18 protein-coding genes and 1 riboswitch are annotated in these 20247 nt (G+C 66.0%); of the genes, 8 read left to right on the top strand and 10 right to left on the bottom strand.

Annotated elements, in window-relative coordinates; translation table 11 throughout:
- Positions 1-156 precede the first annotated feature (156 nt).
- The 10 genes from cas4 to GXP39_14440 form a co-directional block, all read right to left on the bottom strand.
- Positions 157-684 carry a CRISPR-associated protein Cas4 gene (gene cas4 / locus GXP39_14485; GenBank protein NOZ29240.1) on the bottom strand — a complete coding sequence of 176 codons (528 nt, stop codon included), beginning with the start codon at positions 682-684 and terminating at the stop codon, positions 157-159.
- A 75-nt stretch (positions 685-759) separates the two neighbouring features.
- Positions 760-1476 (bottom strand): L,D-transpeptidase, encoded by a 717-nt coding sequence (locus GXP39_14480; protein NOZ29239.1) that lies wholly within the window; start codon positions 1474-1476, stop codon positions 760-762.
- Complete coding sequence (locus GXP39_14475) at positions 1469-1711, bottom strand: hypothetical protein (GenBank protein NOZ29238.1); 243 nt, start codon at positions 1709-1711, stop codon at positions 1469-1471. Before GXP39_14475 ends, GXP39_14480 begins: the two co-directional genes overlap by 8 nt.
- Positions 1708-2367 carry a haloacid dehalogenase gene (locus GXP39_14470; GenBank protein ID NOZ29237.1) on the bottom strand — a complete coding sequence of 220 codons (660 nt, stop codon included), beginning with the start codon at positions 2365-2367 and terminating at the stop codon, positions 1708-1710. Before GXP39_14470 ends, GXP39_14475 begins: the two co-directional genes overlap by 4 nt.
- 110 nt (positions 2368-2477) lie before the next feature.
- On the bottom strand, positions 2478-2840 hold the full coding sequence (locus GXP39_14465) for a DUF3467 domain-containing protein (GenBank protein NOZ29236.1): 363 nt from the start codon (positions 2838-2840) through the stop codon (positions 2478-2480).
- An 83-nt stretch (positions 2841-2923) separates the two neighbouring features.
- Positions 2924-3328 carry a single-stranded DNA-binding protein gene (gene ssb, locus GXP39_14460; protein ID NOZ29235.1) on the bottom strand — a complete coding sequence of 135 codons (405 nt, stop codon included), beginning with the start codon at positions 3326-3328 and terminating at the stop codon, positions 2924-2926.
- A gap of 160 nt (positions 3329-3488) precedes the next feature.
- Positions 3489-4553, bottom strand: a complete 1065-nt coding sequence (locus GXP39_14455; GenBank protein ID NOZ29234.1) for an ABC transporter ATP-binding protein — start codon at positions 4551-4553, stop codon at positions 3489-3491.
- 2 nt (positions 4554-4555) lie between these two features.
- The gene (locus tag GXP39_14450; GenBank protein ID NOZ29233.1) at positions 4556-6208 is read right to left on the bottom strand and encodes an iron ABC transporter permease; all 1653 of its coding nucleotides are present in this window, start codon (positions 6206-6208) and stop codon (positions 4556-4558) included.
- 121 nt (positions 6209-6329) lie between these two features.
- A complete protein-coding gene (locus GXP39_14445; protein ID NOZ29232.1) occupies positions 6330-7409 on the bottom strand; it encodes a thiamine ABC transporter substrate-binding protein in 1080 nt (359 codons plus the stop codon).
- 99 nt (positions 7410-7508) lie between these two features.
- On the bottom strand, positions 7509-8168 hold the full coding sequence (locus GXP39_14440) for a thiamine diphosphokinase (protein ID NOZ29231.1): 660 nt from the start codon (positions 8166-8168) through the stop codon (positions 7509-7511).
- 63 nt (positions 8169-8231) lie between these two features.
- Positions 8232-8358, bottom strand: a riboswitch (TPP riboswitch).
- Between the two features lie 378 nt (positions 8359-8736).
- On the opposite strand from GXP39_14440, the gene GXP39_14435 reads away from it, so the two are divergent.
- The 8 genes from GXP39_14435 to GXP39_14400 all read left to right on the top strand — a co-directional run bounded on the left by GXP39_14435 (position 8737) and on the right by GXP39_14400 (position 20099).
- Positions 8737-10026, top strand: a complete 1290-nt coding sequence (locus tag GXP39_14435; protein NOZ29230.1) for a histidine--tRNA ligase — start codon at positions 8737-8739, stop codon at positions 10024-10026.
- Between the two features lie 39 nt (positions 10027-10065).
- Positions 10066-13245 (top strand): carboxypeptidase regulatory-like domain-containing protein, encoded by a 3180-nt coding sequence (locus GXP39_14430; GenBank protein NOZ29229.1) that lies wholly within the window; start codon positions 10066-10068, stop codon positions 13243-13245.
- Positions 13239-14135 (top strand): NAD(+)/NADH kinase, encoded by an 897-nt coding sequence (locus GXP39_14425; protein NOZ29228.1) that lies wholly within the window; start codon positions 13239-13241, stop codon positions 14133-14135. Before GXP39_14430 ends, GXP39_14425 begins: the two co-directional genes overlap by 7 nt.
- Before the next feature lie 293 nt (positions 14136-14428).
- Positions 14429-14923, top strand: a complete 495-nt coding sequence (locus GXP39_14420; GenBank protein ID NOZ29227.1) for a hypothetical protein — start codon at positions 14429-14431, stop codon at positions 14921-14923.
- A 313-nt stretch (positions 14924-15236) separates the two neighbouring features.
- Positions 15237-17015, top strand: a complete 1779-nt coding sequence (gene recN, locus GXP39_14415; GenBank protein ID NOZ29226.1) for a DNA repair protein RecN — start codon at positions 15237-15239, stop codon at positions 17013-17015.
- 52 nt (positions 17016-17067) lie between these two features.
- The gene (locus GXP39_14410; protein NOZ29225.1) at positions 17068-18012 is read left to right on the top strand and encodes a phosphatase PAP2 family protein; all 945 of its coding nucleotides are present in this window, start codon (positions 17068-17070) and stop codon (positions 18010-18012) included.
- Positions 18013-18023: 11 nt separating this feature from the next.
- A complete protein-coding gene (locus tag GXP39_14405) occupies positions 18024-18731 on the top strand; it encodes a hypothetical protein (protein NOZ29224.1) in 708 nt (235 codons plus the stop codon).
- Between the two features lie 42 nt (positions 18732-18773).
- Positions 18774-20099, top strand: coding sequence for an MFS transporter (locus tag GXP39_14400; GenBank protein ID NOZ29223.1), 1326 nt, complete (start codon positions 18774-18776; stop codon positions 20097-20099).
- Positions 20100-20247 lie beyond the last annotated feature (148 nt).

Genomic DNA, 20247 nt, shown 5'->3' with positions numbered 1-20247 from the left:
GTGCCCTCATTGTAACACAAAAACCCCGTGGCGTGAAGCAGCGCCCTTCCAGGTGATCGGGGAAGCTTCCTTTGAGGAGCTGCGCTCCCCAAAGCTCCCCGCCATATTACCATCGAAAAATACACCACCCCCATCCAACGCCACAGAGACGATGCCTCACCCCTCCAGCCGCTGATCGCACGCGTGGCGTACGCCGCAGGCCCAGCAACGGGCCGGGTCCTTATGCGATCGCGACGCCTCGCCGTGCTGCAGGGCTCGTCGCATGTTGGACAGTGTGTCGAGCACGGCCTGGCGCAGCGCGTGGTCGAAGGGCACCTCCACGACGGCGTCATCATAGCACAACAGGCCATGGGAGGGCCTGCGCCCGGTCTGCTCCTCGACCAGCAGGCAGTAAGCGGCCAACTGCAACAGATGCGACTCGTACGGCCGGTTGGGACGCCGCCCGGACTTCACCTCCACCGGGATGACTTCACGCCCGTGAGCCACCAGGTAATCCGGCCGGCCGACCAACCCCCAGCGCCGGCTGAGGATCGGCTCCTCCGCCCGTCGCCAGGCGCTGGTATCGGCATAGATGACGCGCCCCACCGGCAACCCTGTCGCCTGGCGGACGTGTCGGGCAGCCCACAATATCAGGACGCCAGCCAACACCAGCGCCAGAGCGAGCCCCACGACCACGACGGACATCCCGGCTCCCCTCCCCTCGAATCAGAAAAAGGCGGTGCGCCCTTGCGAGCGCCGCCGCCTCTTGTCTGGTCTTCGCTATCCCTCCGCGGGGGGCAACGTCCACGGCAGGATGATGATGGGCACGCCGTAAGGCCCCCACTGGGTAAACCACTCGGCGTCCTCCGGCCGAAGGCGAATACATCCTCGGCTGGCCGGATACGCGCCCAGGGCGTACATCTCCTTGTATCGCTTCTCGCCGTCCTCGATCACGTAGGGAGCGCCATGGATCAGGATGCTCCCGGCCGCTTTGAACAGGTACCACGCATGATCGGCGCTGACACCGAAGGCCGAGAAGGTCCCCCAGTACTCGCCCACTCGTCCCACCCAGGCGGGCGTGTGGTAGTTCCGATCCGGATCGCCCGTGCTGATCGGCATATCCGCCACGATGACGCCACCCTCCGCCACGATCATGCGCTGGCGATCCTGATCCACGATGATGAAGCGATCGTTGGGGTCAAAGCCGTTCTGCTCGACCAGATCCCGCATCCATGCCTCCGGAGTGGGCACAGGCGTTGGGGTCGGCGTCGGCGTCACGGGGATGGGGGTCGGCGTGGGCGAAGGGAAAGGAGTCGGCGTAGGCCAGGGCGTGGGCGTGGGCCGCGGGGGACGCATCCAGGGACGCCTGCGAGCGGGTATCTCCTCCGGGGCGGCCAAATCGTGCACGTGGAACAGGCCCATCGTCCACCAGGAGACGACGACCAGGATGGCTCCCAACGCCACCCGAAGGATGATGCGAATATGTCGTTTAGACATATCGCCATATCCCCAGGAGGAGGATCAACAGCCCCAACGCCAGAAGAAGGAGCCCTACGGAGCGCAGCCGATACGCCCATGCGGCCTGGCGCCCATGCTGAGCGTGACGTCGGATCCCAGCGCGCTGAGCCGGCTCATTCCGGCTTTGCACTCCGCGCACGGATTGCAACCACCAGGCACGGGCACAATAGGCATAGGTTCCAAGCTCGCTGGCTCGGATCCATTCACGGCTCATGCGGGGTCGCTCTCCTGCCGGGCGGTATCCAGCCGCGCCTCCAGCGCAGCCAGAGCGCTGCGCAACTGGTCCTGCCGAATCGCCACGGTGAGATCTCCCCGGGTGCGCTCCAACACGCCACGCACCATGTCCGTGGTGCGACGCAGCCCGCCGGTGATCGCATCGGGGAAATCCACGGTCACCAGGTAGCTGTAAACCTCGTCCATGATCTCCAGGAGCGGCTCGGCCTCGGCGATCTGCCCGCGCCGGATCAGATCCAGCACATAACGACGAAGCTCGCCCATCGCCTCGCCCAGACCGTTCAGATAGGCCGGGAACTCGATCCGCAGGTGCTCCGGCGAGGGCAGCGGCTGCCCCCGCACCAACGCGTTGACGATGTGGGCTTCGGCCAGCTCCTTCAGGGCATCCTGCGTATAGCCGGTGAAGTAAAGATCGGGATGATCGGCCAGCTCGTCCACCATGAGAGCGGCCGCCTGCCTGGCGGTCTCCAGCAGGCGATCCGCCTCATCCCACTCATGTCGATGGATCGCCCGAATGCTCAGGGCACAATGCCGAATCAGCTCTCGCGAGCGACGCAACGTCTCATCGCGAAGGGCGCTGCGCCGCTCGAAATCCTCTCGGATCGTCTCGAAAATGGAAGATAACGTGTGCAAGATAGCGCCTCGGTCATCAAAGGGATTAAGAACAACGGTCAGGAAGGACCTCGCGCCATATGACGCGAGCCACAGAGGCCACACCTCTCATCGGGAAGACCGCGAAGGACGCCCTACGTCGAGGGGGTATCCGGCGGCGAATCCTCAGGCGGTGGGGAGGGCCCCAATCGCCACTCCAACCCACCCAGCACATCCCCGCGGCGGAGGATCTCATCGCTGCCCGGGATCGGGCCGAATCGCGCCTCGTAGCGCGCCAGGTTTTCCCCCAACGCCTGATGGAGCAACTTCGCGTTGAGGGGGGTGAGCAGCACGCGGGCCTGCACCCTGGCCTTGGGCATGGTGGGCAGTAGCTGAGCGAAGTCGATCACGATCTCCGATGGAGTGTGGTTGATGATGGCAAAGTTGGCGTATGTGATGGGGAGATCCGCCGGGACCTCCACGTTGATCTGCGCACGCGCGTTCTTCGGATCGGCCATGACACCTCCCGGAGCGGCCATCGCCCCCTCGATCATGCAAATCCTCGCCCACCGATCAGCTCAGCGGACGCCACCCGATCGGGCTAGAATGGGAGCTCATCCTCATCCAGGCTGGCGGGCTCCTCCGCCTGGACGGGGAGATCCGCGCTCGCCACCGCGGTGTCCCGCCCGCCGAGGAAGCGAACGTTGCGAGCGGTTAGCTCCAGCGTAGCACGCGGCTGCCCATCCTGCCCCAGCCACGCGGAGGCCTCGATATCCCCCTCCACCAACACCAGACGCCCCTTCGACAGGTACTGGCTGCACAGCTCCGCCAGCTTTCCCCATGCGGTCACGCGAAACCAAGTCGTCCGCTCCTGCGGATTGCCATTGCGATCCGTCCAGCGGCGAGTCGTGGCCAGGCTGAACGAGCACACGGACTGCCCCGACGGCGTGTACCGGAGCTCCGGATCCCGCCCCAGGTGTCCCACAACGACGGTCTTCTGATACATACATCACCCCCGCGCTTTGATCGAGGAACCTTCAGAGTTCATAGAACAGGAGGCAAGCCGGTTCTCATCCCCTAACCCCGGCTTTGGCTCGCATCATACCCCCAGATCGATGAAAAGTCAAGGGTCTAGAACGTTTGTTCCAGACCCCATCTGAATGTTCTCAGCCCTTCACGGCAAGCAAAGCCAGCCCCGCCGGATGGAGCGAGATCGTGACCTCTTCCCCCGGCTCCGGCGGGGGGCGATCCAGCGGCACGATCTCCAGCGTCAGCTCGAGGCCCCCAGCGTGCGCCACCTGGATCCGATAGCGATCCCCCCGGAACGAGCGGTCGAGCACGCGCACGCTCACCCGGTTGGGGGCATCCGCGTCGGCCGTCAGCTCGGCGGCCTCCGGACGGATCAACACGGTAACCCGAGCGCCCGACGGGAAATCCGCCGCGTCCGGGACGACCAGAAGGCCCAGCTCCGTCTCCACGCCCCTGCGATCCCGCACGCGGCCGGGGATCAGGTTCGAGTGCCCCAAAAAACGAGCCACGAACGCGTCAGCGGGGTGACGATAGATCTCCTCCGGCGTTCCCTGCTGTACTACCCGCCCGGAGCGCAGGATGATCACCCGGTCGGCCAGGGCAAAGGCCTCCTGCTGATCGTGGGTCACGTACAGGGCGGTCACGCCCACCTGATGCAGGATCTGGCGCAACTCGTCCAGGAGCTGCTCGCGCAGGGTCCGATCCAGAGAGCCCAGCGGTTCGTCCAACATGAGCAGGCGCGGCTCCGGCGCCAGCGAGCGAGCCAACGCCACGCGCTGCTGCTCCCCACCTGACAGCTCGAAGACGCGACGGCGCTCGTAGCCGGACAGGCCGACCAGGGCCAGCATCTCGCGCACCCGCTCCCTCACGCGCTCCCGATCCCAGCCCTGCATCTCCAGGCCAAAGGCCACGTTGTGAAACACATCCTGATGAGGAAAGAGCACGTAATCCTGAAACATCAGGCCGAAGCCACGCCGATGCGGGGGTACGGACGTGATCTCACGCCCGGCCAAATACACAGCGCCCGTATCCGGCACCTCCAGCCCGGCGATGATGCGCAAGAGCGTGGTCTTGCCACAGCCGCTCGGCCCCAACAGCGCGACAACCTCCGCCTCCGCGACGTCCAGGGAGACGCCCTCCAGGGCACGAACGTCATCATAGGTCTTGGACACATCTCGAACCTGCAGCAAAGAAGAGCCCATGCTCAGAACTCCCCGACCCCGCGATAGCGGAAGCGCTCGATCAGGATCAGCCCCGCCGTGCAAACGGCCATGAGCAGCGTGCTCATGGCCAACGCCTGGCCATAATTCAGCGCGCCCGGCTGCCCGAGGAACCGATAAATGGCCACGGGCATGGTGGGAAACTCCGGGCGGGCCACCAGGGACGTGGCGCCGAACTCGCCCATGCTGATGGTGAACGCGAAGACGGCGCCGACCAACACGGCGCGCCCCACAATGGGCAGGTCAACGCGCAACCACACCTGCGCGGGGGACGCGCCCAGCACGGAGGCGGCATCCCGCAGATGAGGGTGGATGCCGCGCAGCACCGGCAGCAGGGTGCGGACCACGAAGGGGAAGGCCACCAGGGTATGAGCCAGCGGCACCAGGATCGGCGAGGTGCGCAGGTTGAGCGGAGGGTGATCCAACGCCAGGATGAAGCCAAATCCCAAGGTGACCGCGGAGGTCCCCAGCGGCAACATGAACACGGGATCCAACAGGGCGCTCAGACCGCGGCGTGGCCGGGCCAACAGGTACGCGCTGATCACCCCCATCAACAGGGACAACCCCACCGTCGCCAGGGCGAAGACCAGCGAGTTCCGGACGGCCTCGATGGGCGGCACGAACAGGATCGACTCGCGCCGGTTGATGAAGAGCTCCCGGTAGAAACGCAACGACCATCCGGCCTCGGTGGCGAACGAGCGCGCCGCCAGAGACAGGAGCGGGACCAGCAACACGACGAGCATCGTCCCCAAGATCGCGAGCAGCATCCATCGCGTGCGCCATCCCCGGGGATGGCGCTGCGTCGTCTGTTGGGGGCGGAAGCTCAACGGCACGGCCGTGCGCGCCTGTATGCGGGTATACACCGACATGACGACGAACGTGATGACCATTTGCACCAGGGCGAGCGCGGCGGCAACGGGCAAGTGAAAGAGATGCACGGCCTGACGGTAGATCTCCACCTCCAGCGTGGCAAAGCGCGGGCCACCCAACACCAGGATCACGCCAAAGGACGTGAAGCAGAACAGGAAGACGAGGAGGGAGGCGGCCATCAGCGACGGCCGCAACAGGGGGAGCGTGACACGCCGGAGGGTGCGCCAGCGGTCGGCGCCCAGCACCCGGGCGGCCTCCTCCAGCCGCGGGTCCAGGTTGGCCCAGAACCCGCCGACGATGCGCACGATCACGGTGGCGTTATAGAACACGTGCGCCAGCAGGATGATCCAGATGGTGTGCATCAGGCGGATGGGAGGCCGCTCCAGGTTCAGCGCGCCCATCAACCACGTGTTGAGCCAGCCGCGCGGCCCCAGCAGACTGGTGAACGCAGTCGCCACCACCAGCGTGGGCAGCACAAAGGGAATGGTGGTGAGCGCGCGCAGCAAGGTCTTGCCGGGGAACCGGTAGCGGGCGAAGACGTAAGCGGCCGGGAGCCCCAGCAACAACGTCAGGGCCGTCGATACCGCCGCCTGCCACGTGGTGAACCACAGGACACGGGCGTAATACCCATCGGTCACCAGCACGCGCAGGGGCCTCAGGTCCAGGACGCCCTCGGGGGCCAGGCTAACCCGCAGGATCTCCGCGAGCGGATAGAAAAAGAAGACGGCCAGGTAGGCCAGTGGGAGCAGGAAGACCACCAGACGCAACCCGGCCGCCATACGCTCTATCCATACCAGACGACGCATCATGCTTCCTGAATCGTTCGTAACTCTCACCTCGCATCAGGATCGACAGGGGGACCGCCCGGGATCCCGAGGCCGAAGCGACCTATCGCAGCACGGTCGCGGTCCACTCATCGATCCAACGCTCTCGCCCGGCGTCGATCTCCTCCGGCGTGATCTGGGCCGGAGCGGAGGGTACCTGTGCGAACTTCTCGAAGAGCTCCGGCAGCGCGGCCTTCTCGTTGGCCGGGTACACGAACATCTGCAGCGGGATGTCCTCCTGGAACGGCCGGCTGAGCATGAAGTCCACCAGCTTGCGGGCCAGATCGGGATGCTTCGTCCCCTTCAGGATCCCCACGAACTCGATCTGGCGGAAACTTCCGCCTTCCGGCAGGATGTTACCGGTGGGAGGAGTATCCAGCTTGCCCTCGCTGAAGTACACCTCCGCGGCCGGGCTGGTGGCATAGGAGACGACCAGAGGCCGCGTGCCCTCGCCGGAGCCGCCGCTGAACTGCCCGAAGTACGCGTCCTCCCAGCCGTCCGTGACGTACACATCATTTTCCCGCAACTGGCGCCAAAAGTCCAGATACCCATCCTCGCCGAAATAGGCCACGGTGGTGATGAGGAACGCCAGTCCGGGGGAGGAGGTGGCCGGGTTCTCCACCACCAGCAGGCCCTTGTACTCCGGCTTGGTGAGATCCTCCAGCGTCTGCGGCACCGCCAACCCCTTCTCCACAAAATAGGCCTTGTCGTAGTTCAGGCACACGTACCCGAAGTCGACGGGCAACAGCCGGTGCTGTGGGTCCAGCTCTAGCTCGTCGGGGATGTCGGCCAGCATCGGCGACTCGTACGGCTCGAAGATATCCGCCTGGATCGCCCGGCCGAAGAACGTGTTGTCCACACCGAAGAAGACGTCGGCCAGCGGGTTCCCCTTGCTGAGGATCGCCTGGTTCAAGGCCGCCCCGGCATCGCCCGCCCGCAGGATCTTCAAAGTGGCCCCCGTCTCCGCCTCGAACTGATCGAGAAGCGACTCGCTGATCGCGAAGCTATCATGGGTCATCAGCGTGACCACGACGGGTTCCTCTGCCGGCGTGGCCGTCGGAAGCGGGCCGGGGCCGCCCGCCGGCTGTGCGCACGCCGCCAACACAAGGGTTGTCAGTAACAACCAACCGATCCATTGTCGCATCATTCACCTCCAAGAGACGTAGGATAGCATCACGCTGAAACGCGAGATGGGAAAAAGGGCATCGGGATTCCGATGCTCAACCGCGCAAGGCCCGATCGCTCACCCTCCAGCGCCATCGGACGTTTCCATCGGCCTGTGAATCACCAGAAGGGTGCCATCGCGAACGCGCACGCTCGCCCGGTCGGTCAACATAACGTTGGAGATCCCCAACGTGGATCCGAAGGTCAGGCGGCCGTCGACCAGGGGATACTCCAGACGCTCGGTGTAGATGCCGGACACCTCCGGCGTCAGGGCGATCAAGGACACGGTATCCCCCGGAGCCCCTTCGATCTCCACCCGGCGACGGACAACCCAGGCCGTCTCCGGGCCGTTCGACAGGGACAACGACATGTCCGCCCACTGATCGCGAGCCAGCAACAACAGGTTGGCGATGGTCTGATCCAGGCGACCGCCCAGGATCCCCAGCAGATGCACGTCGGCCGCGCCGGCCTCCCGCGCGGCGATCAGGGCCAGCTCCAGGTCGGTCTGATCCTTGCGCGCCGGGTAGGTGAGGAAGCGGGTGCCGGAGCTTTCCAGGGCAGCCCGCCGCCCGTCCGGCAGCGAGTCCAGGTCGCCGACGATGAGGTCAGGATGCAGGCCGAGGGCCAGGGCATGGAGCGTGCCGCCGTCAGCGCAGATGATCCGATCGTCCGGCCGGATATGGGGCCGGCAGGCGTCGTAGTCCTCGATGATCCCGTTCGCAAAGATGATGGCTCGCACGATGTTCCCTCGTATACATAAAAAGGGCCACCTCACCAGGGGCGGCGGGTGGCCTGAATATCCCAATATGGTCCTTCGCGATCCCTACGCCGGCATTACCCAGGTCAGGTTCCAAGGGTCGACGGCGGGTCAGAGATCCTGAAAGCCGTCCTCTCAGCCGGGTTGCCCCCCAGCTCCCCCTGCGAAACTCTTCAATTGTTCGATTGCGAAAATAGTGTAGCATGCCTCCCATGAGCTGTCAATTCTCGCGATCCGCACCATCCCTGAGAGCGCGTCTGAAAATTTACCGGCAAGATGTCCGATGGGCTCCCTCAACGACCAGCTCCACAGGGGGAGGTGTGGAGGGGAGGTCCCCTCCACGGAAACCCCGCGTTTCCGGCCTGTACCTGCCTTTCTCGACCCTTCCCGAAGGACCCAGGCCGGGGCCAGGCAGGTCGCAGGCAAAAGAGTTGAGCCCCCCTCTCCCGGGCTTGGGAGAAGAAGGGTCTGGGGGATGAGGGCCGTTCTGGTAGACATCACCTATGAAATCGGCTATAATGAGCCAGCATTTTTTGGAGGGATACGTACGTTGTATACAGCACCGCGAGGAACCCACGACATCCTGCCAGAGGAGTGGCCCTACTGGCGATACATCATCGACTGTATCCACGAGACGGCCGCCCTCTTCGGCTTCGAGCAGATCGATACCCCCATCTTCGAGGCCACCAGCCTTTACGTGCGTGGCGTGGGGGAGGGCACCGATATCGTCGACAAGGAGATGTACTCCTTCCGGGACAAGGGGGGCGAGGAGATCACCCTACGCCCGGAGTTCACAGCGGGCATCATGCGCGCCTATCTGGAAAACGGGATGCGGGTGCGGCCGCAGCCGGTCAAGCTTTACTCCATCGGCCCCGTATTTCGCTTCGAACGCCCGCAGGCAGGGCGATACCGACAGCATCACCAGTTCAACGTCGAGGTGATCGGGGAACAGGACCCGGCCGTGGACGCCGAAGTCATCTCCGTCGCCTGGCATCTGTTTAAGCGACTCGGGTTCCGCGGGCTCTCCCTGCAGATCAACAGCACCGGATGTCCCCAATGTCGGCCGGCTTACCTGAAGGAACTGGTCGCCTACTACCGCCAACACACGGACGAGATCTGCGAGGACTGCAAACGACGCCTGGAGCGGAACCCGCTGCGCGTGCTGGACTGCAAGAACGCGCAATGCCAGCCGGTCATTGCCCACGCGCCGAAGATCACGGACCACCTGTGCGAGGAGTGCGCGACCCACTTCTCGGACTTGCGATCGTTTCTGGACGGTCTGGAGATGCCCTACACGCTCAATCACCGGCTGGTACGCGGCCTGGACTACTACACCAAAACCGTCTTCGAGATCTACGCCGAAGGGATCGGGGCGCAAAACGCCGTATGCGGCGGCGGCCGCTACGATGGGCTCATCGAGGAGCTGGGAGGGCCACCCACACCGGGCATCGGCTTCGGGTCCGGGATCGAGCGCCAGATCCTGACGATGAAGGAACAGGGGATCGAGCCGCCTCCGTTGCCCAAGCCCGTGCTGTTCGTGGCCCATGTGGGCCCCGCCACCCGGCTGGAGGCGTTCCGATTGACGTCGGAACTGCGAGAGGCGGGGTTGTCGACCCTCTTCGGCTTCGGGCAGCGCAGCCTGAAGGCCCAGATGAAGTCCGCCAACCGCGCCGGCGTCCGCTACGCGCTGATCCTGGGCGACGACGAACTGGCCGCCGGCGTGGTCACCGTGCGAGACCTACGGGATAGCACTCAGGAGACCGTCCGACGGGACCGGGTCATCGCCTGGCTACAAGAGAGGCTGGCCTCCTCCCCTGCGACCGACGCACCCCAATCCTAGCGAACGCCCAGGACAGGCACACGCGGAGGGGCTCTGACCATGGAACTCCACGAGTATCCTCGGCCCAGCGGAGACACCGGCATCGGCATCCATTGGAGCGCGGGCTACCCGGCCGCCATCGGCCTGGGACGGATTCGCGACGAGTGGCTCCCCGAGCTGATTGCGATGGGCGTGAAGTGGGTGAAGATCGCCAACCATGATGGCGGGCTCGGCTTCGCCGAGCTATTGCTGGCCCACGATATCATGCCCATCGTGCGAATCTACCGGCCGGAGCCCAATCCCGGCACCCTGGGCGAGCGAGAGCTCCGGTTCGTCGAGGAATACGTGGCCCGGGGGGTGCGATACTTCGAGTTCAACAACGAGCCGGACCTGGGCGTGGAGTGGGCCGGCGGTTACATCCCCCCGAACGCGCTGGAGATCGTCGCCCGCAACGCCATCATCGATATGGAGCGCATCCTGGAGCGCGGCGGCTACCCGGCCATCCCCGCGCTGGCCACCGGCAGCCGCTGGGACATCGTGGGCAAGATCGTGGAGCTGGGGAGGGTCGATATCCTCCAGGGGCCCGTGTGGCAGGCAGTGCACAACTACGCCGTCAACCACCCTCCGGAGTATCCGGACGACCCGGGGAACCAGCGAGGGGCTCCGTACACCCGCGAGTTCTACGAGGCCATCCGGGCGGAGCGCTGGGGAAGGGATGCCTGGAACGGCCGGAGCCTGGAGGAGGTCAATCGGCTGCGGGCGGAGCATGCTAACCCCGGCGATACCATCATGGATGACGCATCCTGCTGGCGCTCCTACGAGTTCTTTGATGCCCTGGTACGCCGACACCTCGGCCGATCGTTGCCGGTGCTGGCCACGGAGGGCGGATGGATCGTCGGCGAGGATGCGGATCCCCGCTATCCGGCGACCACACCCCGCCTGCATATGGAGCAAACGCTCGAGGTCTGCCGGGCGCTCATGGGCACCAGCCAGCGCCTTCCCCCTGCCCCGGACTACTTCTTCTGCTCGGCCTTCTGGCTGATCGGCAACTACGTGCTGGGCCATTGGGCCGCTCCCTGGGAGGGACAGGCCTGGTACTCCAGCCGATGGCCCCAGGGCCGCCTGCCCATCGTGGACGCTCTGAAGGCCGAGCCCAAGCAGGAACGGCCCTGGAGCGGCGGGGCGGCGACTGGCGGGACGATCCAGGGGCACGTGCGCCAGGGAGCCGGTCGTCGGCTGATCCTGCAAGGCCCTAACTGGCAACTCTCCACCATCGTCGCGCCCGACGAATCGTACCGATTCACCGGGCTGCCGGAAGGGGAGTACACCATCCACGTGGACGGCACGGAGATCGCCCGCACGGTCTCCGTGCGGCCTGGCGATCCCCCCGTCGTCCTGGACTTCGACCTCAGCGGCGTCGTCATCCGGCCGCGGCACAGTGTGATCCATGGCACCGTGCGCAACGGCGCCGGCCGCACATTGGTCTTGAGCCGAGACGATTGGGAGGCCCGTACCGAGGTCGGGTTGGACGGCAGCTATCGTTTCGAGGAGCTGCCCGCCGGCACCTACACGTTGGCGATCGAAGGCACGGACGTGCGGCGAGACGGGATCGAACTGGACGGGGAGCGGATCGTGGTCATCGACCTGGCCGTGCCCGGCTGGGGATACACCGTGCGTGATGAGGGGGTGGGACCGGGGTTCTCCATCATCCGCTGCTCCGTGGAGGGGCGCCTGAACCTGCCCGTGCGCCTGTGGGCCGAGGGCTGGGGCGGGATCATCGCCCGCACCGGGACGAAGACGGAGTACGGACCCTATGCATGCGAGTTCGCCCCGCTGGGCGGCGGCGATTACTTCATCGAGCCGGAGGGGCTGGGGATACAGGCCAAAGTGCACCTGGACAGCGGCCGCGTGCTCATGGTCACCTTCTCCGAGGCGGAAGTGGAGGAGCCCTCCCCAACGCCCCAGGAGAGCGTGATCCAGGGTCGCGTCAGCGGTGGGGCGGGACGCACCATCATCCTGACCTGGGATGGTGGGGAATTGGAGACCACCGTAGGCGAGGATGAGATGTACCGGTTCGAGGGATTGGGGCCGGGCATCTATCAGGTAGCGGTGGCGGACAGCGACCGGGCCCGGACCGGCATCGTCCTGGACGGGCGAAACCGGGTGACCGTGGATTTCACGTTGACGGCGCCTCCGGAGGCCGTCAGCGTCGTGCGCGGCCGGGTGATCAACGGGGCGGGGCGCCGCCTGCGTCTGGAGGGGCCGGGCGGCCCTTACGAGACCACGGTCGATGACCAGGAGAAGTTCCGGTTCGATCACCTGGCGGCCGGGACCTATCGCCTGGTAGTGGTGGACAGCAGCGTGACCCGGGACGGCATCATCCTGGACGGACGAAACGAATGGGTGATCGAGCTGGCGCTGCCGGCCTCCGGCTGGACCTTCTCGACGCGGGATGGGGGACCCGGGCCCGGGTTCTCCGTGGTACGATGCTCGGTGGAGGGGAAGCGGGATCTGCCCGTGCGCCTGTGGACCGATGGATGGGTGGGGATCACCCAGCGCACCGGCAGCAAAGCGGAATACGGCCCCTATGCCTGCGAGTTCGCCCCTCTCGGCGCGGGGACCTACTACGTGGAGCCCGAGGGACTGGGCGTCCGGGCTACCGTGCAGGTGCCCGCCAGCCGCGTGATGTGGGTGGAGTTTCAGCAGGAGGAGCCGCTCCCGCCGGGGATCATCATGGGACGCGTCGTGCGAGGCGCCGGGCGCCAGGTGCGCCTGGAGGGCCCCGACGAGCCGCGCACGACCACCGTGGACGCGAACGAGCGATTCCGCTTCGAGGGGCTTCCGCCGGGAGAGTATAGCCTCTGGGTTGTGGGCACGGAGGTGCGCCAGACGGGCATCCAGGTGACCGGAGAACAGCCGGTGGAAGTGGAGCTGGTCCTGCCAGCCTCGCCGCAACCGCCGGCCAAGACCATCGATCACTACGTACTCGTCGGCGATCTATCGGCGGGCCAGGAGGAGCTGGCGGCCGCCATGCGCTACGCGGCGCGATTCCAGCCGGAGACAGGCACTGATGTGGAGCAGGCGATGGCCGCTCGCCACGTCACCATCCTGGGGGACGATCGCGCCGTATCCGCGGAGATCGAGCAATTGCTGCGGGAGGCGGACTGCGAGGTGGATCGAGTTGAAGGGGAGATCGCTGCCGAGCTGAGGAGACGCGTGGAGGCAGGGCATCCATGGTAGACGAGAGCCCGGCAACCGCCCCCGGAGCTACTCAACAAGCCCGGGCGGATGGCTGGCGAGTGGGCATCCTGCACCACCCGCGCAAGCCGGAGTCGCAAACTCTCGCCTTGGAGATGGCTGCCGTCATTCGCAGCCGTGGAGGCCACCCGTGGCTGGCCTCCGCCTGGGATGAGCCCTCCGTGACCTCGCTACTGCCCGGGGCGAACCTGGTCATCACCCTCGGCGGCGATGGCACGATGCTGCGAGCGGCGCGCATGGGCGCCCGCTTCGACGTCCCCATCCTGGGCGTGAAGATGGGACGCCTCAGCTTCCTGGCGGAGATCGAGCCCACCGGCTGGCAAGAGCCATTGGAGCGCGTCCTGGATGGCCAGTTTTGGATGGAAGAGCACATGATGCTGGACGTGACCGTCCACCACAGGGCCGCGATTCAGCCCCATCATCACCACTACGAGGCGCTGAACGACGTCGTGGTGAGCCGCGGGAAGCTGGCGCGCATCGTCCGCATCCCCACGTATGTGGACGGCGAGTATCTGACCACCTACGCGGCCGATGGCGTGATCGTATCCACGGCCACAGGATCCACCGGCTACGCGCTGGCATGCGGCGGCCCCATCCTGCCGCCGGAGCTGAAGAACATCCTGCTCATCCCTATTGCGCCGCACCTCAGCCTGGATCGGGCGATCGTGCTCTCCCAAGGGGCCACCGTCAAGCTGGATGTGAACAGCGACCATGAGACCATCCTGACCATCGACGGCCAGTTTCGGGTCGACCTGAGCAATGGCGATCGCGTGGAGGTGACCTCCAGCCCCCACGTCGCCCACTTCGTGCGCCTGCGAGATCGAAAATATTTCTATCGGGAGCTGATGGACCGACTGCGATGGCAACTGTAAGCCTGGAGGATTTGATCAGGGAGGGCGACGCGGCCGCGCGTGCCGGCGCCCGGGAGGAGGCCCGCCGCCTGTTCGAGCAGGCGACGGAGATGGCCCCGGAGAGCGTGGAGGCCTGGCTGGGCCTGGCAGGCGCCGTGGATGACGTCGAGCGAAAACGGGCCTGCTTTCAGCGGGTGCTGACCCTGGATCCGGACAACGCCCAGGCGCAGGCAGGGCTTGCCTGGCTGGATCGGCAAAGGGAGCCGGAAGATGACCACCAACACACGGTGGAATCGGCGGCCGAACCGGAGGTCATGTACTGCGTCAATCACCCCAACCGGGAGACGCTGCTGCGATGCAACAAATGCGGCCGGCCCGTTTGCATCGACTGCGTGCGGCTGACAGATGTGGGATATCGATGCCTGGACTGCATCAATCAGGTGCAGTCCTCGTTTTACACCGCCGGCGCGGCCGACTACCCCATCGCGGGGGTGGTGGGCTTCCTGGTGGCCGCCATCGCCACGCCGATCGCCGGCTGGGTGGCGGGGATGTTCGGGTTCTGGGGGATCTGGATCGCGCTGTTCCTGGGGCCAGCGGCGGGGGGATCCCTCGCCGAGATCATCCGCAAGGCGGTGGCGCGCAGGCGCGGTCGTTACCTCTGGCTGGTCGCCTGCGTCGGGACGGCGCTGGGGGCCATCGTCGGCAGCGTCGCCCTTCTGTTGGTGCTGGGCGTATTCCCATTGTTTAACATCTCCACGCTGCTCTTCCTGGCGTTGGCGCTCAGCACCGTCTACGCGCGATTGCGCTGATAGATTAGAGTGCGTCTGAGAAATGCTGTTGCTTCTGCTGTGGGGAGGCTCGGAGGGGCGGAGCCCCTCCGGAAAAAGCCCTTCTTTTGCCTTCGACCTGCCTGGCCTCGGCCTGGGCCCTTCGGGAAGAGCCGAGAAAGGCAGGTGCAGGCCGGAAAAGCGAGATTTCCGTGGAGGGAAGGTCCCCTTCACACCTCCCCCTGTAGAGCCGATAGCTGAGGGAGCCCCTCAGATATCTTTTCGGTTAAATGCTTAGACACGCTCTTAGAGTGGAAGAAGGACTCCTCGGATTGGGACGCGTGAAGCGGTTGATATGCTGGTAGAGCTGAATATCCGAAATTTCGCCATTATCGAAAACCTGTCCTTGCGGTTTGATCGCGGCCTGAACGTATTGACGGGCGAGACCGGCGCGGGCAAGTCCATCATCATCGACGCGGTCAGCCTGCTGTTGGGCGGACGCGCCTCCACGGACTTCGTCCGGGCCGGCGCCGATCGAGCGGAGATCGAGGGACACTTCCTGCTCGGACCGCGGGCGGAGGCGATCCACCCGATCCTGGAGGCGGAGGGCCTGGAGGGGGAGGACGATCTGCTGATCCTGGCCCGAGAGGTGCGCCGCAACGGTCGCAACATCTGCCGCGTCAACGGCCGGGCGGTGGCGCTCTCGCTGCTACGAGACATCGGCCAGCATCTGGTCGATATCCACGGCCAGGGCGAGCATCTCAGCCTGCTGCGCGTGCGGGAGCACGTGAACCTCCTCGATCGCTACGCGGGCCTGGAGGCGGAGCGAGCGCAGATGGCCCGCCTGGTGAGCGATCTCCGCCGGGTGAGGGCCGAGCTGGCCGACCTGCGACGCGACGAGCGAGAGCTGGCCCGGCGCATCGACCTCCTCACCTACCAGGTGCAGGAGATCACCGCCGCCCGATTGGAGCCGGGCGAGGAGGAGGCGCTGGAATCGGAGCGCCGTCGGCTGGCGAACGCGGAGCGGCTGATGCTGCTGGCCACCGAGGTGGCCCAGGCGCTGGAGGAGGGCGCCGACGAACAGATGTCGGCCATCGACTTGCTGGGCCAGGCGACGCAGGCACTCACCCAGCTGGCCCGCATCGACCCCGACATGGAAGCCGTTCGGCAGCAGATCGAGGACCTCTCCTACCAGCTGGCGGATCTGGCCCGGGACGTGCGGCGCTACCAGGACGGGATCGAGTTCAACCCCCAGCGCCTGGCCCAGATCGAGGAGCGGCTGGACCTGATCTACAACCTCAAACGCAAGTACGGGGATTCCATTGAGGAGATCCTGGCCTTCGCCGAGCGGGCTCAGGCCGAGCTGGACACGATCACGCATTCGGAGGAGCGGATCGCCGAGCTGGAGGGGGAAGAGGAACGCCTGCTCCACGAGATCGGAGAGCTGGGAGAGCGGCTGTCCGCCGCGCGGCGGGAGGCCGGCCAGCGGCTGGCTCAAGAGGTAGAGCGAGAGCTCGCCGACCTGCGCATGGAGCACGCCCGCTTCGGCGTGGACCTGCGGTGGCGAGAGGACCCACAGGGCGCCTATGTGGGGGATCGCCGCGTGGCCTTCGATGCGACCGGCCTGGACCAGGTGGAGTTCCTGATCTCGGCGAACCCCGGGGAGCCGCTGCGGCCGCTGGTCCGGGTGGCCTCCGGCGGCGAGACGGCCCGGCTAATGCTGGCGCTGAAGACGGTCCTGAGCCGGGCGGACGAGACACCCACCCTGATCTTCGACGAGATCGACGTGGGCATCGGCGGCCGGGTAGGGGCCGTGGTCGGCCGCAAGCTCTGGGGGCTGACCCGCGCCGGCGCCCCGGAGGGCGTCGGACATCAGGTGCTCTGCGTCACCCACCTACCGCAACTGGCGGCCTACGGGGACACCCACTATCACGTGAGCAAGGCGGTGGAGGGAGACCGCACCGTCACCCACGTCCGCCGGTTGGAGGGCGATGAGCGCGTGGCCGAACTGGCGGCGATGCTGGGGGCATCCACCGCGCCGGGACGGGAGAGCGCGGCCGCCATGCTGGCCGAGGCCGAGGCGATTAAGACGGAGGGTCGGGAATCGCCCGCTCAGCCACTGCGTGTCCGATAACGACGCACCCCATTGAGCAGGGGGGTGGCCAGTAGGAGGAGGGGGAACACCGATGCATGACTGGTTATCCTCGCTGATGCCGGGCGGGATCGCGTTCATCCTCGCCGTACAACGGTGGGCGAACCCCTTTCTGGATCAGCTCTTCCTCACGGCCACCTATCTGGGGGTGGATCTCTTCCTGGTGCCGCTCGTGGCCTTCGTCTTCTGGTGCGTGGACCGGCGAATCGGGCAGAATCTGGCCTATCTGCTGCTGACGTGTGACTATTTCAACGCCTTCCTGAAGAACACGCTCCGCCTGCCCCGCCCGGCCGCCGAAGGGCTGCGCATCCTGCGCCCGGAGGAATCACCGGGGTTCCCCAGCGCCCATGCCCAGGAAGCGGTGGTCGTGTGGGGATATCTGGCCGATCAGATCCGGCGGCCCATCGCCTGGGCGCTGGCCGGGGCGATCATCCTGCTGGTCTCCTTCTCACGCATCTACTTGGGCGTCCATTTTCCCCACGATGTCATCGGTGGGCTGATCCTCGGCCTGATCTTCCTGATCGCCTACCAGCGCCTGGCCCCGGTCTTGATCCGGCGGCTGCAAGAGCTGCCGATTCGATACCAGATCGCCCTGGCCGTCCTGATCCCCAGCGTCCTCTGGCTGGTACACCCCGCGGAGCAGCTCACCCGGGAAGGCGGATCCGTGCTCCTGTATCCCTCCGCCGCGGCCGCCAGGGATATGGGTTTCCTGATGGGCATCAGCCTGGGGCTGATCGCGGAGCGGCGCTACGTGCGGTTCCAGGTGTGGGGCCCATGGTGGCAACGAGCGGCGAGATTCCTCCTGGGCGGGCTCGTCGTCGTCCTGTTCTGGCAGGGGCCCAAGCTGATCCTGCCCGCGAATCTGGACGCGACACTGGACTCCGCCCTGCGATTCGCACGATACATCCTGGCCGGGATGGCCGCGATCTGGTGGGCCCCCTGGCTCTTCGTCCGCCTGAGACTGGCTCAGCATGAATAGGGAGGGAACCGTTGCGATCTTTGCGCACCGTCGCCCGTAGCATTCGAGACTTCTACGACGAGATGTTCCTCTTCGTCCCGCTCAGCGTGGTCTGGTGGTTGCCGGTGATCCTGGTTACGGTGCTGGTCATCCCGCTGGCGCGAAGCCTGGAGTGGTGGCTGATCCTGCCGCTGCTCGTGATCGCCGTCATCCCCGTGGCTCCGCTCACGGCCGGGCTTTGCTATGTGGGATATCGCATCGCCCACGAACTCCGAGTGGACTTCGGCTTCTTCAAAGAGGCCGTGCGGGAGTATTTCCTTCCCAGCCTGAGGCTGGGCATCCTGGATCTGGTGATCGTGGTTACCGTCGTTATCAACCTCTTCTTCTACTCACGATTCGCCAACTGGCTTCGGCTGATCACCATTATCTGGATTTACGTGTTGATCCTGTGGGCGGTCGCCCAGCTGTACCTCTTCCCACTGCTCTTCGAGCAACGGGAGCCCAAGGCGCTCTCGGCGGTGCGTAACGCCGCGATCCTGGCGCTGGCTCAGCCGCTGTTCACACTGGGGGTCTTTCTCCTGGCCCTGATCCTGACGATCCTCTGCGCGATCCTGCCGGTGCTGTTGATCCTGGTCTGGCCGGGGCTGATGGCACTCATCGCCACGCGGGCGCTGGCGTCGGTCCTGGAGCAGGCGAGGGCGTCTATGGCCCAGGACGAGAACGGGGAGGGCAACGCCTAGCGGTTCTCCAACGAGGGCCGTCTATGCTCATCCATATGCAAAATGCCATCACATACGGAGAGCTCGAACTCCCCCAACAAAGCGGCAGGAACACGTACGCCCCATCCCCTCGGGCGGCGCGAGTGGCTGCGCAGTAAAAGGGATCGCCTGCGCCGCCATCTACCCCATACGTTCATCGCCCTGCGGCATCGCGACTTTCGCCTCTTCTGGAGCGCCCGGCTGATCACCCTGGTCGGCAACTGGATGCAGCGCGTGGCGCAGGGCTGGCTGGTCCTGCAACTGACCGATTCCCCCTTCCTGCTGGGCGTGGTGAGCTTCTCCGGTGCCATCCCCGTCATGCTGTTGGGCCTGTTCGCCGGGGTGACGGCGGACCGCGTGGACCGACGCCGTCTGTTGCTGGCCACTCAGAGCTCGGCCATGCTGCTGGCTCTGATCCTCGCCGCCCTCACGGCCAGCGGGCGCATCCAGGTCACCCATATCATCGCGATCGTCGTGCTGATGGGCGTGGTGAACGCCTACGACGGGCCCGCCCGCCAGGCGATCGTCGTGGACATGGTGGGCAAAGACGACCTGATGAACGCCGTCGCGCTCAACTCATCCGCCTTCAACATGGCCCGCATCATTGGCCCCCCGCTGGCCGGCCTCCTCATCGCCCGCGTCGGCATCGCCGGATGCTTCCTCCTGAACGGGCTCGGCTTCCTGCCGGTGATCGCCGCCCTGGCCTCCCTGCGCCTGGACACCAGGCCGCACGCTCCCCGGCGCACATCGCCCCTGTCCGATCTACGTGAGGGGCTGGCCTACATCGCGCACGATCGCGTGATCTTCACGATCCTGTCCCTGTTCGGCGCCAGCGGCCTCTTCGCCATCCCCTACATCACGCTGCTGCCCGTGTTCGCCCGTGACGTCCTGAATGTAGGGCCGGAAGGGCTGGGGCTGATGACGGGGGCCATCGGCGTCGGAGCGCTGACCAGCGGCCTGTTGCTGGCCTCGCTGCAGGGCTATCGCAGCCGGGGATGGCTGTTCACGGTGGGCAACCTCGGCCTGCCCCTCGTGCTCCTGGTCTTCGCCCAGCTGCACTGGTTCCCCCTGGCGCTGGTCGCCCTCGCCTGCGCGGGGTTCGCCATGATCATGCAGAACACCACTGGGAACACGCTCATCCAGAGCCTGGTGCCAGATGAGCTACGCGGCCGGGTGTTGAGCACGTGGATGTGGGCGGGCATGGGGCTCACACAGTTGGGTGGGCTCCAGGCGGGCGCCATCGCCGACCGATGGGGAGCGCCGACGGCGGTCACGGTGGGCGCGCTGGCCTGCCTCGCCATGGGCCTGTGGGCGCTATGGCGACGGCCCGAGGTGCGTCATACGGCGTAGGAAGCCGCTCTTCGAAATAGAGCGGTCGCACCTGAAAGGGGAGGTGCGGAGGGGCTTCCCCTCCGCAGAAAAACTCTTTTTCTCGCCCTTTACCTGCCTGGTTGGGGCTTTGGCCGGTGGCCTCCGGCCCCACGGGGCAGGTGAGGGG

This window comes from Chloroflexota bacterium (assembly GCA_013152435.1).
Classification (GTDB): Bacteria; Chloroflexota; Anaerolineae; order DUEN01; family DUEN01; genus DUEN01.
This window is presented reverse-complemented; position numbering and strand designations above follow the sequence as displayed.

Excerpts from the sequence above, each read along its gene's own strand:
- GXP39_14425 (NOZ29228.1), top strand. The coding sequence starts at position 13,239 with ATGGTAGACGAGAGCCCGGCAACCGCCCCCGGAGCTACTCAACAAGCC.
- GXP39_14410 (NOZ29225.1), top strand. The coding sequence starts at position 17,068 with ATGCATGACTGGTTATCCTCGCTGATGCCGGGCGGGATCGCGTTCATC.
- recN (NOZ29226.1), top strand. The coding sequence starts at position 15,237 with ATGCTGGTAGAGCTGAATATCCGAAATTTCGCCATTATCGAAAACCTG.
- cas4 (NOZ29240.1), bottom strand. The coding sequence starts at position 684 with ATGTCCGTCGTGGTCGTGGGGCTCGCTCTGGCGCTGGTGTTGGCTGGC.
- GXP39_14475 (NOZ29238.1), bottom strand. The coding sequence starts at position 1,711 with ATGAGCCGTGAATGGATCCGAGCCAGCGAGCTTGGAACCTATGCCTAT.
- GXP39_14455 (NOZ29234.1), bottom strand. The coding sequence starts at position 4,553 with ATGGGCTCTTCTTTGCTGCAGGTTCGAGATGTGTCCAAGACCTATGAT.
- GXP39_14480 (NOZ29239.1), bottom strand. The coding sequence starts at position 1,476 with ATGTCTAAACGACATATTCGCATCATCCTTCGGGTGGCGTTGGGAGCC.
- ssb (NOZ29235.1), bottom strand. The coding sequence starts at position 3,328 with ATGTATCAGAAGACCGTCGTTGTGGGACACCTGGGGCGGGATCCGGAG.
- GXP39_14400 (NOZ29223.1), top strand. The coding sequence starts at position 18,774 with ATGCCATCACATACGGAGAGCTCGAACTCCCCCAACAAAGCGGCAGGA.
- GXP39_14430 (NOZ29229.1), top strand. The coding sequence starts at position 10,066 with ATGGAACTCCACGAGTATCCTCGGCCCAGCGGAGACACCGGCATCGGC.
- GXP39_14465 (NOZ29236.1), bottom strand. The coding sequence starts at position 2,840 with ATGGCCGATCCGAAGAACGCGCGTGCGCAGATCAACGTGGAGGTCCCG.
- GXP39_14420 (NOZ29227.1), top strand. The coding sequence starts at position 14,429 with ATGTACTGCGTCAATCACCCCAACCGGGAGACGCTGCTGCGATGCAAC.
- GXP39_14445 (NOZ29232.1), bottom strand. The coding sequence starts at position 7,409 with ATGCGACAATGGATCGGTTGGTTGTTACTGACAACCCTTGTGTTGGCG.